This window comes from Pareuzebyella sediminis (assembly GCF_008367235.1).
GTDB classification, from domain to species: Bacteria; Bacteroidota; Bacteroidia; order Flavobacteriales; family Flavobacteriaceae; genus Pareuzebyella; species Pareuzebyella sediminis.
The window spans coordinates 491,780-507,442 of sequence record NZ_VTZS01000003.1 but is presented as its reverse complement, the minus strand read 5'-3'; the positions used below and the strand labels follow the sequence as shown (position 1 = coordinate 507,442).

Here is a 15,663-nt window from a genome sequence, read left to right as displayed (position 1 = left end):
AAAACCATGACATAACCGTTACGGAAGTGGAACCGCCAATGTACCGACCGCAAGGTATTTTTTCTTCTGGCGGTTCTGACAAACTAATTTTCCTTAAGAATATTTTTTGCGGGAATAACCACGGCCTTTATCTGTAATTAGGTCTCAGGTACAGTTCTTAAGTTTATTTTTTCAGGGCGTCTTCATTTTCCAGATAAATGGCATTGTCGAGCTTTTTTTCCAGTTTTTCGAAAAATAACATCTCGGCATAGAACTGCCAATCGAAGTTGAGCGACTGGTTGGCCAAATGGGCATGATGATCTTGATCTAAAATATAGTTCTCCGGTTTCATTAGAATACGCGTTTGTCCGTACACCCTTTCCAGCTCGGCCCTGCGATCCTGAAAGTCAATTCTCAGGCTATCAAGATTTTTTAGCGCCGCTACCTTTGTTTCTGTTCCTTTTGCCCTATCGTACTCACTTAATGCCAACAACAACTTTGCCGGCAGTGCAGTCATCTCGTTCACTTGTTCATATACTTCTAGGGTATACGCATTGCGAATTGTTTTCGATCGATTCCCTTTAAGTATAGACCGTATGCTATCGGTCTTATGAAGTATTAGGGCCGCTTCTTTGAGTCGCGGCGCGTAGGTTTCGCTCCACGAGCCTTCGCTGCTTTTCGTAGGAAGATCGATGACCCCGTCTTCTAAAGGATTCTCCATTTTTTTTAGATAATTCCTCTTATTTCCCTTAAGAAGGGCATTTTTCCAAAAAGCTACGGGTGTTTCAAGTTGATCTATAAAAGCACTTGAGGAATCAGCCAGCGCATGGGAAAATTCACGTTGCCTATACGCAGATTTCAAACTTTTTTTGTCCCGCCTGTCCCCGGCCCAAGTATATTCTGAAAAGAACAAAATTCCACGGTTGTACAGTTCGAAATGGGGCGAATCATCATCCCAAAGGGTCAACAATAGGCCTTGAGAGCCACTTTCAATGGAATTTAACGCGAAAGATTTTATGTTCTCCATATTGCTTTCTTGTTGGGGCATTAATACCCAACGGGTTTGACCGGCGGTCGCTCCCATGACCTCTAGACCATTATTTCTGAACCAGTCCATGGCTTTTAAATTACCCAAGGCCTCTGGAGAGCTGTAGTTCCATCGCATGTATATACAGTTTTTTGGAAATTGACCGAGAAAGGCGGTCAATTTATGTTCATTTTCACGCCAGACACTATCCACTTCTTTTTGGGTCATCTCGGGTTTGAACATTGGGGCATATACATCCGCCTGCTTTAAGGGCATATCATCCCAAAAAATAGGAATACGGTCATGTGCGGCGGCAAAACTACTTACCTTTTCAAGCCAAAGCAATTGTAACTCCAGAGCCGATTTTCCACTGTTTCGGCCTGTTGTATGCACCTCATCGCCACCGACGTGCAAGTATTTACCATGAGGGGTGGCCTCCATGGCATCTAGATATAGGTCGAACTGAACCTTATAGGTTTCTGGGTCTAAAGGATTAAAGGCCCAATCACTATTGGGATCGTCGCGTAGTTCGTAGAATTCCGGATGTTTTAGTACATAAGAGGCGTGGCCAAGACCCTGGACCAAAGGACTTATTTCTATATGTCTGGCTTGGGCGTAATCGCTCAGCGCTTTCCATTCTGCAATGCTCAGGGCGTCTTCTGAGGCCACTAAGGGCCTACGTTGAAATTTTATTTTGTCTTCCGTCTCAAGAATAATAGCGTTGACTTTATACTTGGCGAGCTTGTCAATCAACTGATAATAATACTCCTTCTTTTCAAGGTGGTGCTTTACATCAAGGTGTACGGCGCGATAAGCCAATAAGGGATAATCCTTAATTTGACAACGGGGCAAATTTGCTCCTTGCTCCTCGGCATCTTCAAGCAGCTGGCCCAATGTCATGCAACCATAGAAAAGCCCGGCATCATCTTTTGCCGAAATTGCCACTGTTTCATCCGTGATTTTCATGGTGTACCCCTGTTGAGGAATGTCGAGCCCGGTATCGATTATGAGGGTTAGCTGTGCTTTTGAAGGCGAATCGACAGGTGTAATATGCTTTAAATTTTTTCCTAGGGTGGCGGGGTCAAACATCAATGTACTGTAAAAACTTTTAAGGTCATTTGGGCCTATGTCGCTCACCCCGCTTATTTCATATTCCTGTGGAATGGGCAACAACTTAAAATCACCGGCTTGCGGTTTTGAAGGATTACAGCTTATGAGTATGATCACAAATGCCGCGGTAAAAAGGGTTCTTAGGTACATTTAGAAGGTGGTTTAGCGGTAAAACCTCCAAAAATAAGGAAATATGAAACTTAACGGACGGTTTCGCATAAAGAATCCCTATAAGTTTCCATCGGGGAAAGAAACACTGAAAAAACTTATGTATATTGGCACATCTATTCTACATGACATGGGCATAGCCAAAACAACTATATCGGGACTAATTTTGGCCTTCGCCATCTTTTTTTCATGTTTCGGAGGTACTACTAAGAAAACTGCAGTTTTAGGAACTGACGAATGGGAAATGCTTTTCAACGGGGAGAATCTCGACGGGTGGACCACCAAAATCCATCATTATGAAACCGGGGACAATTATGGGGATACCTTTCGCGCGGAAGATGGAATGATAAAGGTTCGTTACGATAAGTACGAAGGAGATTTCAATGATCGGTTCGGCCATTTGTATTATGACACGCCCTTTTCCTATTTTCATCTTTCCATGGAATATCGCTTTGTAGGCGAGCTTCACCCTGGCGCACCGAGTTATACCATATTAAACAGCGGCGTTATGTTTCACTCCCAAGATCCACGCACCATGCTCAAGGAACAGAACTGGCCCATTTCGGTAGAAATGCAGTTCTTGGCGGGTGTTGAAGAGGGTGTCGATAGGCCGACGGGAAATATGTGCTCCCCGGGAACGGAAATTGTATTCCAAGGGGAATTGTATCCGAGCCATTGTTTGAACTCTACATCGGAGACCTACTACGGTAGTCAGTGGGTAAAAGCAGAACTCATTGTTTTGGGCGACTCCTTAGTGACCCATATTATCAACGGCAATAAGGTTCTGGAGTATTCCAAGCCACAAATTGGAGGGGGAACGGCAGAGGGCTATGACCCAAAAATCAAGCTAGATGGTACGTTACTGAAGGAGGGCATGATCGCTTTGCAAAGTGAAGGCCAACCGATCGACTTCAGAAACATCAAAATTAAAAACCTTAAAAAGTAAGGCTTTCTATTTCTCATAGATTTCAAGAGGAAGTCCATCGGGATCTTGTAAAAAGGTGAATTTTTTACCGTTCGAAGCGTCCGTTCTTATAGCTTCTATTACAACACCTTTTTCAAGCAATTTTTCACCAACGGCTTCAATATCATCTACTTCAAAAGCGAGATGTCGGAGTCCTTGGGCCTCGGGCCTTGAAAGCCGCTTAGGAGGCTCGGGAAAAGAAAAGAGCTCGATGAGGTAATCACCGTTCAAGGCCAGATCAAGCTTGTACGATTTTCGAGTCTCCCTATAGGTTTCTTTTAAAATTTCGAAGCCTAGGATATCGACAAAGAACCGTTTTGATTTTTCATAATCGGAAGAAATGATCGCTATATGGTGAATCTTGTTGAGGAGCATATTATTTTAAACTAGGCCAAATCTTCCGGATACTTTCCTGCCGTAGTCCAGCCCCCGTCGACTGGAATGGTCTGACCATTGATATGGTCGGCTTCAGAGGAGAGCAAAAATAGACAGGTATTAGCGATGTCTTCGGGACTTCCAACCCTTCCATTGGGGTTTAATTTACTCCAAACTCCCGCATAGTCGGGCTGCTCTTGTTCGGTGCGCTCGGTTAGGGTGGCCCCTGGAGCTACCACATTTATATTGATTCGATAAGCACCAAGTTCGTACGCTAAGTTGATGGCCAGCATACGAAGGGCCGCTTTCGTCATGGCATATGTCGTTAGGTGGCGGTAGGCGCGAATGCCTACCTGTGATGACATCAGAACGACCTTGCCGCCACTGCCCTGTGCTATCATTTTCTTTGCCGCGTATTGTACCAAAAAAAATGCCCCCTGCATATTGAGGCGGGTCACTTTTTGAAAGGATTCTGGGGAGAACTCTAAAAATTCACCAAATAAGGTGATTCCTGCATTGGGTATTACGAAATCGACTTGGTGGAACTTTTCAATAGCAAAATCCACCATTTTTTCGATGGTGCCCACATCTCCTGCATCCCCATGAAATGCAATGCATTTGCCCATGGTCGATTTGCTAATTTCATTTGCTGCATTTGCCGCCTTTAGTTTATCAAGGTCGTTGAGCACCACATTAGCGCCGGCTTCTGCCAATGCCTTTGCAATGGCATAACCAATGCCTTCCCCGGCTCCAGTAATGATAGCCGTTTTGCTCTTAATTCCGGAATATTTCATGACTTGCCTTTAAAGTAGGTTATTGGAGTGCCTTTTACTTTCGGCCGATGAGAGAACAGCCCCCCGCTTAATGGATATTTTAGAAGCTGTTTTTCATTAAGACCGCTTCTTGCCGTAGTAATATATAGTGTATCTAAATCCTTACCACCAAAACAACAAGAGGTCACATGTGGGGCGTCTACCTTTACGACTTCCAAAACTTCACCAGTTTCAGGATTCCAACATCGTACACAAAGGCCTCCCCAGTGCGCAATCCAAAGCATACCTTCGGCATCGATACACATTCCATCGGGGCTACCATAATCCTTAGGCACATGTATGGCCACTTTTGCATTCGAAATACCGCCATTTTTAAAATCAAAAGCCCTTACCTCAAAAGTCGGACTATCGATATAATATAGAGTCTTCTTATCCGAAGACCAAGCCATACCATTAGAAACGGAGGTTTTCGGTATTTGTAAGGTGGCATTGAAGTCAGTATCCACCCGATAAAAATTTCCCCTTTTCGGGGCACAACCCTTATCCATAGTGCCTACCCAAAAGTCGCCATCGGGACCTACTTTTCCATCATTAAAACGAATGGATTGGTCGGTGTTTTCAAGCACGTGTAAAGTACTTAATACTTCGGATTCCAAATCAAAGGATACCAACCCCGATTCCATGGGCAACAATAGCTTGCCTTCTTTCATAGGCACAGCGGCTCCGACCATTGCATCTAAAACCCATTCGGTATGATTTTGTGGTGTCGGAGATAGTCGATGTAGCTTTTGACCTTCTATATCGACCCAAAAAAGTGTTTGCTTTTTCCAATCCCAAACGGGGCCTTCTCCAAGAATTGATTTTGTATCAAGTACAAGTTCTGCTTTGTGTTTTTGTAAGGGCACTTTATTCAAATTAGTTCGCCTGAAGATACGGAATTCGTATTGTTTTTATTGATATGCCCCGATCACTTTTCTTGGGCATTCAGGTTATAGCCTTTGTTTTATAAATTCAAAGCATCCTTTTTCTGATGGCGAAAAGATTTAATACGTACCTGTTAAAGCTTGAAACCCTTCTCTTTTTTAAACGCAGCAGAAGTTTGGGTGTCAAAGATTAAAATACCCTCGGTATGGGTTCCTAGGCTTTTCTTTAGAGACCCTTCGGCACCCCAAATTGCACTTTGGCCAGCGCTTGTAAAATTATCACATGCCCCGACACAATTCGACATTAGAATGGGCAAGGAGTGTTTGGCCGCCACTTTTGGGAAATGGCTATACGCTTTTTTAATACCTTTTTCAGATTTGGCTACGCTAGCTAGGTACATTTGTGCGCCAAGATTTTTTGCATTTTCGGCATGCTCGAACAACAAAGACTCATAACAGATTGCGGGAGCTATTAACGTATCGTTGATGCTCAAAAGCAGCTGTTCTTTTCCGGCCATAAAGAAGGGCAGCTCGTCGGCATGTAGTCTTTGCTTCAAATAGGTCTCTTTAGGGCGGTTTGCATGAAAGATAACCATCCCAATGTAGATTTTTGACGCTCGTTTTATGGGCAAACCAACGGCAATATCGATATTTTTTTGTTGGCTTATTTGTTGAAGTATTTCTAGTCTAGTGTCGTTTTGATCGGTTGCCAATTGCCTTGCCAGCGTGGGTTCGTAACCTGTTAAAGACAACTCGGGGAAACAAATGAAATCCGCTTGCTCGGAAACCGCAGATTCGATCCATTTCCGATGGAGTTCAATATTTTTTTGAATATCACCTTGCTGCGGTTTGATTTGTGCGATGCAAATTCTCATAAATTCCTTTGGACAAAAATTATGATCTTCCTTACTTTTTAAATATAATCATTATTCAGCGCGATACTTTCTTGTATTAAACAATAAGCCAGATCGAAGACCTTCCCTAAGTTCAATTTAAAACAGGAATACCGACTGCTGTGCCAATTCAAAATTATTGCCAGTTACGGCCAAGGCTATCGAAGGCGTCTTATCATATCATATGACACAGCTGCGGACCTTGCCGCAAAAATCCGGTGACAATTATGACGGTGAAATAGAAATATACGGGGATAGCGCTGAGAACCATACCCATTGGAATTTGCACATACAATCCTGTTTTCAAGAGGGCACCATTATCTTACTGAAAACGTACGGAATCAAGCCATAATTTACCTAGACTGAAGGGGGTTATATCATGTAAGTGACCCAGATGGCGATTGGTTCCGCTATTCGGGTCGTTTATGGTCTCAGGAAAAGTCGAAGGACAATATCCTCCGCCTGCGCCACTATTTTTTAGCAGCCACTATTTTAACTTAATTTGATTAAATACATAGTGCATTTCCAAGGCGATTTGTAAACTGCGTTCCCTATATTTAGCTGCTTGTTGTGGGGTGTGGTCAAATGCCTTGGGGTCATCGTAGGTGATTGGAATCCGTTTTTCGGCTCCCGTAATAAAAGGGCAGCCTTCATCGGCTTGGGAGCAGGTCATGATAGCCGCGAATGCCAATCGAGGATTAAAAAAAGCATCCCATTTTTTTGAAAACCCAATTATAGGGGAACTGTTGCCCGAATACTTTATTGCATAGATCGGATTGTTAGTATTCGAAAGCATAGATATTTCAAATCCGGATTGCTGTAGGGTCTCGACAACTGTTGGAAATAGTGCCGTTGCTTCTGTTCCTCCTGAGTAACAAAAGCAGTTATGGACGGAGAAATGGTGCGCCATTGTTTGCGCCCACACTTGAGCCAAATGGCTTCTACGGGAATTGTGTGTGCAAATGAAATTTAGGCGAATTTCTTCTTGCTGGTCAACTTTTTTTTGAATGAATTCGACCAAAGGCTGTAGTACTTTTTTCCTTGGCGCAGACAGTGTTGCTTCGGCTAGGGTCGAAATCAATCTGTCGAGTTTGGGATACACCATGATATTTGATTTGTATTCATGTTAGCAACATCCGCTATTGGGCTCACAATAAGAAGCTTTCTGGGCTTCAGCCAATTTTAAATTCGGTTTTTCCGGGTCAACCCCACATTGGTCCTTGGCCAAGCAATCGGTCTGTTTCGGAGTAAGCAAAAAATACACTCCATCGAAATCAAGCGCAAACTTTTGAATAGTCTGCCCTTGATACTCAACTTCGATATCTAAATCTTCGATGTTCAGTGCACTCTCCGATAAATTAATAATATGGATTAGTTTTTCCGGATGCAGTCTATGATTATAATCATTGGCATCCCATAATTGAAAATTTACAACTTCTTCATTTCGAATTTTACCTCCACAGTCAATAAAATGCTTTGTTATTTTGCCAATTTCGGTGACATGAAAGTGTTCGGGCACCAAATCTCCGTTTGGTAGTTTAAAAGAAATGGTTTCCAGTTGCCCAAGTACCGATTTTACCTTTGATAATTTCATATTGATTTGTTTATTGCGATATTACGATTAATTTTATTAAATTTTTTTAACAACAGCTTTCCGAAAGTATGTCCTGATCTAGAAACCCAATCATTAATTTTTTCATATGCATCCAATTTTCGTGATCGATACAATAACAGACGCTGGTACCCTCAACATTGCCTTTTATTAAACCCAAATGTTTCAATTCTTTTAGATGTTGGGAAATTGTGGGCTGTGCCAATCCGATTTCGTTGACAAGGTCACCGCAAACACAGGCCTGGATCTTGAACAAATAGTCCATAATGGCTACTCTGGCCGGGTGACCGAAGACCTTTCCGAACAAAGCGATTTGGTTTTGTCGATCGGTAAAAATTTCTGTTTTGGATAGACCCATACATTCATTGTTTCATTGCAATAATACGATTAATATATGAATTTTTAAAATTGTGGATCAAACTTTTGTGTATACTACAATGAATGTCCACTTGGGCAATAGCTAAAATACCGTTGTGGAGTTCATAATTTTGCAGTCCGATATTTGGCTCGGGCCTAAAGGCTAACTAAAAAAAGGTAATACGTATGCTTTGGATTTTTTTGACCAAAAATGGCTGATTTAGAAATCAAAATTATTGTAAAATACTGTTGTATTTCTGATTGTTGCCTAAAAGTTCGGTAGCCGCTAAAATGGCTTCGTCGTGATGTAAGTAATAAAGGTACAACCCTTCACGATAAAAATAACGTTTAATAATCTCGTCTTCCAGTTTATTTTGGATCTGTCTTTGATATGTAGTCAAGGCAGCCTGTTTACTTTTTTCAATATCCAATAAAAGAGTTTTGAAATCATTTTCTATGGCATCATTTAAAACGACCTCTTCACGGTCTGTCATAGCCGCTTTTAAAGCTTTTTCAGTCTTAGTTTCGAAAGAGAAATTACTCTTTGAGACGAAGCTCTTAAAATTTTGGTAATCGCTATCGGAAAAGGTGAAGTTGTCTACATCTTGAAGTTTATTATTGTAGTAATAGTCTGTCGCGTAGTCGAAAATAATATTATCGTTCAAGAGGGCTGTTGTAAACTCGTTTGCTTTGGCCGTAGTGATTTCAACGTCAGGTAGTACCCCGCCCCCATCTTGCACCTTGCGGCCGTTTCGGGTAGTAAAATCGTTATATACGGTGTTTTTGACGGCATTGCCGAATTCGTCGCGGTTCCAGTAATCCAAAGATTGTATGCACCTTCCGGATGGCGTATAATAGCGACTGATTGTAACCTTTAATTGTGTGCCATAGGTCAATTTCAAAGGGCGTTGTACCAGCCCTTTTCCGAAACTACGCGCTCCCATAACCACAGCCCGGTCTAAATCTTGAAGTCCACCTGAAACGATTTCGCTAGCAGAGGCGCTGCCCCCATTGATCAAAACTACCAACGGAATCTCTGTATCCACGGGTTTATTCCGAGTTCGGTACTCACTATTGAACTTTTTTACCTTCGACTTGGTAGTGACGATAAGCTCTCCCTTGTCTATAAAAAGATTGGTAACATTAATAGCTTCGGATAATAGCCCACCGGGATTGTCCCGAAGATCTAAAACTATTTTTTTCGCTCCTTTGTCCTTCAGGTCTATAAGGGCTTCTTTTGTTTGGCTTGAGGCCTTGGCATTGAATTTCGAAAGCACAATATAACCGGTGTTTTCGTCTATCATTTTATAGAAGGGTACCGCATCTACTTCAACGGCACCACGTGTTATCGTTGCTTTTTTTGTTTCGCCACGCCTTGTATAAGTAACGTCTATGGAGGTGTCATTAGCTCCCTTGAGAAGCTCGCTGGCATTATCTTCAAAATCGGCAATATCAATGGTGCCAATTTTCAAAATCTCATCTCCGGCTTTAAGTCCAGCTTTATCGGCCGGATAGCCCTTATAAGGTTCCACAATCAATAATCGATCTTCATAAGAGCGCACGAGGGCACCAATACCTGAATATTCGCCTGCATTGTTGATACGATAGCTCTCTACATCTTGTTCGTTCAGGAATTTCGTGTAGGGGTCTAAATCATCGAGCATGTTCTTGATGGCGGTATCCATAAGCTCCGCTGGGTTTGTTTCGTCTACATAATTCATGTTCAGCTCTTTGAAAAGAGTGGTAAAAATTTCTATTTGCTTGGCAATTTCGAAAAAATCACTTTTGGCGAAACCACTCCCAATAATCAATACTGCTAAAGCAAAGACCGGGACTATAATTTTCTTTCCTAAAACTTTTTTCATGTGTAGTGAACAGGTTTGATAGGTTTCCTTTTTGGTCTTTCAAAAAAAGTATAAAAAGGAATCTTAATGAGTTTTCTCTTTGACTAAAAATTTATGGAGGAGTTCTACCATTTTCGGGGCTATTTCACCGAAATTCGGCATCTCTTTCCCAAGATATAAAAATAGAAACGCAAAAGTATCATCACTATTGTTAAAAACCTGACCTTTGTTAAGCCGGTAACTTTCTCGAAGTAATCGTTTGATACGATTTCGTCTTACAGCACTTTTAAAGTTTTTTTTTGATACAGTCACACCTGCCTGAATTCTAACGTTTTCTGGTAAAGCCGTACGAAGGTAAATGAGCTTTATCGGGTAGACTGACACCGATTTTCCCTCTTCAAATAGAAGGTCGATCAACTTTTTGCTTTTAAGTTTTTCTTTTTTTGGAAATGCATACCGCATGGTGGCAAATTTAGCTAATGATTGCCTTGGTTCGTTTTGATAATGCGCAAATATCCTGCTTAAAGCTTCTATTTCCTTTGTTTGAATGAGCTTTGGCCCAGTATAGACCTATTAAGATGCTTTAAATGGGAGCTGTAGGGGTAGATTTTGGTATTATGGCCAAGTGGGTATAGCGTATGATTTTTGTCATAGTTATTTTTGTTGTCCAGAGCTATCTTCGACGTTCATGCCAAGAGTTTTTGGTGTGAGGCTAAGAACTTCAATGTGGGCGAACATAGTGTAAAAAAGCTAAAGGGAAGTACTGCAAAGGCTGAATATCTAAAGCATTTATTAGATGATCTCGAGGCCTTACAACGTATGTCGGACCAAAATATGTTTGAGAGTTCCCCTATTCGAATAGGTGCGGAACAGGAATTTTGTCTTGTTAACGAGACATGGGAGCCGGCTGAACTAGCGGTTGAAGTCTTAAAAGGTCTTGATGGCCGGTTTTTTACCACCGAGCTTGCACGCTATAATTTGGAAGCAAACCTGGAACCCTTATCGCTTTCAGGAGAATGCTTCTCTAAAATGCACGCCCATCTGGACTATTTGATGGGCAAGGCCCGAACAGAGGCGGCCAAATATGGTCTAAAGGTAGTACTCACCGGTATTTTGCCAAGTATCGATTCACGGCACTTGAAAAAGAATTACATGACGCCTATAGAACGGTATAAGGTACTTGATGAAACCATTCGTGAAGTACGCGGTGATAATCTTGAACTGCATATCAAAGGGGTGGATGAGCTTAATTTGCGTCACGATTCCATTCTTTTTGAAGGATGTAATACCAGTTTTCAAGGCCATTTACAAATTGATGTTAATGATTTTGCCAATAGTTATAATTGGGCACAGGCCATTTCCGGTCCTATTTTGGCTATTTGCGCAAATTCACCATTATTAATGGGCCGGGAACTATGGCAAGAGACACGCATAGCCCTTTTCACCCAGAGCGTTGATATGCGGCCGAGCACGTTTATTATTGATCAGCGTGAGGCGAGGGTCGGTTTTGGAAAAGAATGGGTTACAGGAAGTATCGTTGATTTTTTTAAGGATAATATTGTTAGTTTTCCAAGTTTATTGACGACCGACTTTGATAGTGCAAGCACCCAATATTTAAAGACAGGAAGGGTTCCTAAGTTAAGAGCCTTGAATCTACATAACGGCACGGTATATAAATGGAACAGGGTGTGCTATGGTGTTACCAATGGAAAGCCCCATGTACGCATCGAAAACCGATATCTGCCCTCGGGGCCGACTACAGCCGATGAAATTGCTAATCTAATGTTTTGGGTAGGGGTGATGAGGGGCAGGCCAAAAGAGTTCGATAATATTGAGACCCAACAGTCCTTTAAAGACATTAAAACCAATTTTTACAGTGCGGCGAGATATGGCATGGCGACCCAATTTTATTGGAATGGGGAATTGCTTACAAGCAAAGAACTACTTCTCGACCATTTTCTACCCATGGCCTATAAGGGGCTTTATAAATTGAAAGTAGCCCCTGAAGATGTGGAGAAATATCTTTCTATTATAGAAAGGCGGATTATGGGAATGAATGCTTCACGCTGGATGGTTTTAAGTTATAGGAAGCTCATGGAGAATGCGAAACCTACTGATGCCTTACACCGACTCATTGAGACCATGTACGCCAGGGAACAAAAGGGTTATACGGTCGATGCGTGGCAACTGGCGACTCCAAGTAGGCCTAGATCAAAGCACAAGAGGAAACTGGTCAGGCACTATATGAGCACGAAAATCATTACCGCCCAACACCATGATAGCGCGGCCTTGGTACTGAAAATGATGCAATGGAAAAACATCCACCATATTCCCGTAATGAACGAACGGTTTGATCTGGTCGGATTATTAACTTGGTCGGATTTGGATGAGCTTTCAAGTCACAAGAATAACTTGGGGGAAAGTGTAATAGAACACATGAAGACCGACTTGATTACTACGGGCCCCGATGTTACGATTGATGAAGCAAAAAAGGCAATGGAAGACCATGGGATTCATTGTCTTCCGGTAGTTCAGGGTAAAAAACTGATAGGAATCCTGACAAATCGTGATTTCTAAGACTATGACAGAAGATGTTGGGGAGATACACATAAATAGCGCCGCCAAAAGAATTATCGGTGAAGTCAAAGGAAACCTGAAAGGGCCTACCTTGGTGTGTTTTGGAGGAATTCATGGCAATGAACTTGCAGGGGTAAGGGCATTGGAACGGGTGTTTGAAGAATTGGTCCGAGGGAACTATGCGATAAAGGGTACGGTGATCGGCATTCGCGGTAACCTACCCGCTCAGCAGGTGGGTAAACGTTTCATAGTTCAAGACCTCAATCGGTTATGGACACCTGAAAGCATTGAGAATATCCTTTGTAAGGATAAGAAAGAACAGACCTCCGAAGAGGCCGAACTGATAGAACTACATACGCTGGTCCATCAGTTATTGAGGAGAGCCGAACCTCCATTTTATTTTATCGACCTTCATACCACGTCGAGCCAGACCATTCCATTTATTACCATAAACGATGCGTTGATTAACCGCAAATTTTCACAGAATTTTCCAGTACCCATCGTTTTGGGCATTGAGGAATATATCAACGGACCGCTTTTAAGCCATATGAACGAACTTGGCTATGTGTCGTTAGGTTTTGAGTCGGGTCAGCACAATGGGGAAGTTGCGATATGCAACGCTCGGTCTTTCTTATGGTTGAGCTTGGTATTGACTGGATTATTGAACGAAAATGATGTTCCCGATTTTAGGAACTTCTACATGCAGTTGCAGCAATCGGTTGGCGATATGAACGAATTCTACGAGGTAACCCATCGCGAGGTGTTGACGGCGAATGATCAATTTATCATGAATTCGGGATTTGAAAATTTCCAGTCTATTAAAAAAGGAACTTTTCTAGGACAGCTTAATGGACGGCAAATACAAGCAGCGCATAACTGTATTCTATTCATGCCATTGTATCAAGAACAGGGTGAAGATGCATTTTTTGTACTACGAAGAACCCCAAGGTGGGCCTTGTGGTTGTCCACATTTTTTCGAAAAATCAGGTTAGACAGCTTTTTAACCCTTCTACCCGGAATCTCTTGGAGCGATAATACCAAAAAGTCTCTTTTGGTAGATTTGAACACAGCACGCTTCTTCACGAAACCTTTTTTTCATCTATTAGGGTATCGTAATCGTGAAAAGGATGAGAGTCACTTTTTAATGAACAATAGGGAGCGTGCAGCCAAAAATGAAATTTACAAGGGTGAAAAATGGTATTGAGCTCAGGGAGCCGGTTGCCAAACATTATCCTCCTGATTGATGTCGGCCATTAGTTGAGATGGGTCTAGCATTATCCCCTTAATACTTTGAAGAGGTTTGTCTATACTAAATTCGTAGCTCGGGTAGGCCCACGGCCAATCGTCCAAAACAGTTCGTTCTAGCTGCGGATAAGGGTTATCTTTTTGGCCGTACATCATTCGAAGGGGCGCATAATAGGTTTCTTGGGTACCATCATTATAAACAACAAGAATGTCCAAAGGCATGGGCATCAATCCCTTACGATTCAGTTTGACCTTCGTTTTACTGCCCTCGGAGATTACTTCTTCTATACCATAGTCTATTGTATTTGTGGTTTCGGTCCAATCGGTAAGATACCAGTCAAGCTCCATGCCCGAAACTTTTTCGGCAGTTCTCTTGATGTCATTGGGTGTTGGGTGCTTGAATTTGTAATCTTCATAATATTTACGTAGCGTTTCCATCAGTTTATCCTGTCCGATAATATAGCCCAATTGCGATAAAAAAATGGATCCTTTGCTATAGGCCGCAATACTATAGGCAAAGTTGAGGTCGTATCGGTCGGCGTGGGTCGACTGGGGCTGCTCTTTACCCGATTTTACCAAATTGTAATAGCCTTTGTATGAATTTTCAAAGGGATTTTGCTTCCCTTGCTGCATTATTTCATTCATGGCCAAGGTCGAAATAAAGGTGGTGAACCCCTCGTCCATCCATTCATGTTTTGATTCGTTGTTGGCCAGCACGTGCTGAAACCAAGAATGCGCCATTTCATGTGCGGTAACCCCAACAAGGCTTTCAAATTTTCTTTCTCCCGTAATCAAAGTCGACATGGCATATTCCATACCTCCGTCACCGCCCTGTATTACCGAGTATTGGTCGTATGGGTAAAGGCCTATATTAGTATTAAAAAACCGCATAAGCTCTGCCGTTTTGGGCTGTAATTTTTTCCAATTGTCAATAATCTCATCATTATTTTTATACAGGAAATGTAACATAGGCCCATTTTCCACACGAAGGGTGTCGTGCAGATATTCAGGATCGGCTGCCCACATGAAATCGTGTACTTTTGGAGCCTTGAAATGCCAAGTCAAGGTCTTTCCCCGTTGTTTTTTGACCTTCGTTCCCGGTGCTTCATAGCCGTGCCCGATTTCCTGCGGGTTTTGGAGGTAACCGCTCCCGCCTACAACGTAGTCTTTATCGATAGTCAGCTTCACGTCAAAATTGCCCCAAACACCATGAAACTCTCGGGCAATATATGGATCGGCATGCCAGCCTTCAAAATCGTATTCTGCCATTTTTGGGTACCACTGGCTCATTGAAAGGGCGACCCCTTCTGCATTATTTCGGCCCGAGCGACGAATTTGTAGGGGTACTTGCCCCCTGAAAACCATATCAAAGGTGGTCTTTCCTCCAGAAGGAATTGGCTTGGCCAACTCTACTACCAACACGGTACCCTCTTCGACATAGCCGACTTCTTCCCCGTCTTGTAATAGCGATGTAGGATGTATATACCCAATTTCCTCCTCTGCTAGCCCTGCAATTCTACTAGTGTTTTCAGAAGTCATCATGCGCCCATCGGGATCCGGTACGTGCTGTAAACGAATATCCATTTCACTCCCTGGCTGAAACGCATTAAAAAAAAGATGGTAATATACACGGGAAAGTTCGTCTGGCGAATTATTGGTGTAAACCAGTTTTTGAGTACCCGTATATTGATAGTTCTCCACATTCATGGTAACTTCCATTGTATAATCTACGTGCTGTTGCCAATAGGTACTGTTTTGGGCAACCAAAGAGGTCGTAACGAGCAGTAATAAGCTTGAAAAAAAAATCTTCATAATA

The 15,663-nt window shown here is 42.3% G+C and carries 15 protein-coding genes; 4 read left to right on the top strand and 11 right to left on the bottom strand.

Going from position 1 to position 15,663, the window contains the following annotated elements:
- Positions 1-163: 163 nt before the first annotated feature.
- The gene (locus F2B13_RS12770; RefSeq protein WP_149304372.1) at positions 164-2,266 is read right to left on the bottom strand and encodes a family 20 glycosylhydrolase; all 2,103 of its coding nucleotides are present in this window, start codon (positions 2,264-2,266) and stop codon (positions 164-166) included.
- A 43-nt stretch (positions 2,267-2,309) separates the two neighbouring features.
- Here F2B13_RS12770 and F2B13_RS12765 point away from each other — a divergent pair, with 43 nt between their 5' ends.
- Positions 2,310-3,230, top strand: a complete 921-nt coding sequence (locus F2B13_RS12765) for a 3-keto-disaccharide hydrolase (RefSeq protein WP_232622887.1) — start codon at positions 2,310-2,312, stop codon at positions 3,228-3,230.
- Between the two features lie 6 nt (positions 3,231-3,236).
- Here F2B13_RS12765 and gloA2 read toward each other — a convergent pair whose 3' ends face one another.
- From gloA2 to F2B13_RS12745, 4 genes are all read right to left on the bottom strand, one after another.
- Positions 3,237-3,623, bottom strand: a complete 387-nt coding sequence (gene gloA2 / locus F2B13_RS12760; protein WP_149304371.1) for an SMU1112c/YaeR family gloxylase I-like metalloprotein — start codon at positions 3,621-3,623, stop codon at positions 3,237-3,239.
- 11 nt (positions 3,624-3,634) lie between these two features.
- Positions 3,635-4,417: an SDR family NAD(P)-dependent oxidoreductase gene (locus F2B13_RS12755; protein WP_149304370.1), complete on the bottom strand. Its 783-nt coding sequence runs from the start codon at positions 4,415-4,417 to the stop codon at positions 3,635-3,637.
- A complete protein-coding gene (locus tag F2B13_RS12750; RefSeq protein WP_198440124.1) occupies positions 4,414-5,301 on the bottom strand; it encodes an SMP-30/gluconolactonase/LRE family protein in 888 nt (295 codons plus the stop codon). Before F2B13_RS12750 ends, F2B13_RS12755 begins: the two co-directional genes overlap by 4 nt.
- 152 nt (positions 5,302-5,453) lie before the next feature.
- Positions 5,454-6,194, bottom strand: coding sequence for a carbon-nitrogen hydrolase family protein (locus F2B13_RS12745; protein WP_149304368.1), 741 nt, complete (start codon positions 6,192-6,194; stop codon positions 5,454-5,456).
- Positions 6,195-6,351: 157 nt separating this feature from the next.
- On the opposite strand from F2B13_RS12745, the gene F2B13_RS12740 reads away from it, so the two are divergent.
- Positions 6,352-6,564 (top strand): hypothetical protein, encoded by a 213-nt coding sequence (locus tag F2B13_RS12740; protein ID WP_149304367.1) that lies wholly within the window; start codon positions 6,352-6,354, stop codon positions 6,562-6,564.
- A 135-nt stretch (positions 6,565-6,699) separates the two neighbouring features.
- Here the strand turns inward: F2B13_RS12740 and F2B13_RS12735 are convergent, their stop codons facing one another.
- The 5 genes from F2B13_RS12735 to rnpA form a co-directional block, all read right to left on the bottom strand.
- Positions 6,700-7,317: a low molecular weight phosphatase family protein gene (locus F2B13_RS12735; RefSeq protein WP_149304366.1), complete on the bottom strand. Its 618-nt coding sequence runs from the start codon at positions 7,315-7,317 to the stop codon at positions 6,700-6,702.
- A gap of 21 nt (positions 7,318-7,338) precedes the next feature.
- Positions 7,339-7,806, bottom strand: a complete 468-nt coding sequence (locus F2B13_RS12730) for a DUF6428 family protein (RefSeq protein ID WP_149304365.1) — start codon at positions 7,804-7,806, stop codon at positions 7,339-7,341.
- Positions 7,807-7,852: 46 nt separating this feature from the next.
- Positions 7,853-8,182, bottom strand: coding sequence for an ArsR/SmtB family transcription factor (locus F2B13_RS12725; RefSeq protein ID WP_149273638.1), 330 nt, complete (start codon positions 8,180-8,182; stop codon positions 7,853-7,855).
- 232 nt (positions 8,183-8,414) lie between these two features.
- A complete protein-coding gene (locus F2B13_RS12720) occupies positions 8,415-10,046 on the bottom strand; it encodes a S41 family peptidase (RefSeq protein WP_149304364.1) in 1,632 nt (543 codons plus the stop codon).
- A gap of 63 nt (positions 10,047-10,109) precedes the next feature.
- Positions 10,110-10,487: a ribonuclease P protein component gene (rnpA, locus tag F2B13_RS12715; protein ID WP_149273633.1), complete on the bottom strand. Its 378-nt coding sequence runs from the start codon at positions 10,485-10,487 to the stop codon at positions 10,110-10,112.
- 201 nt (positions 10,488-10,688) lie between these two features.
- On the opposite strand from rnpA, the gene F2B13_RS12710 reads away from it, so the two are divergent.
- Both F2B13_RS12710 and F2B13_RS12705 read left to right on the top strand, forming a co-directional pair.
- Entirely contained in the window at positions 10,689-12,602 is a 1,914-nt protein-coding gene (locus tag F2B13_RS12710) for a CBS domain-containing protein (RefSeq protein WP_232622886.1), read from the top strand.
- A gap of 4 nt (positions 12,603-12,606) precedes the next feature.
- Positions 12,607-13,806: a succinylglutamate desuccinylase/aspartoacylase family protein gene (locus F2B13_RS12705; RefSeq protein WP_149304363.1), complete on the top strand. Its 1,200-nt coding sequence runs from the start codon at positions 12,607-12,609 to the stop codon at positions 13,804-13,806.
- A gap of 2 nt (positions 13,807-13,808) precedes the next feature.
- On the opposite strand, the gene F2B13_RS12700 is transcribed toward F2B13_RS12705, so the two are convergent.
- Positions 13,809-15,659: a M1 family metallopeptidase gene (locus tag F2B13_RS12700; RefSeq protein WP_149304362.1), complete on the bottom strand. Its 1,851-nt coding sequence runs from the start codon at positions 15,657-15,659 to the stop codon at positions 13,809-13,811.
- Positions 15,660-15,663 lie beyond the last annotated feature (4 nt).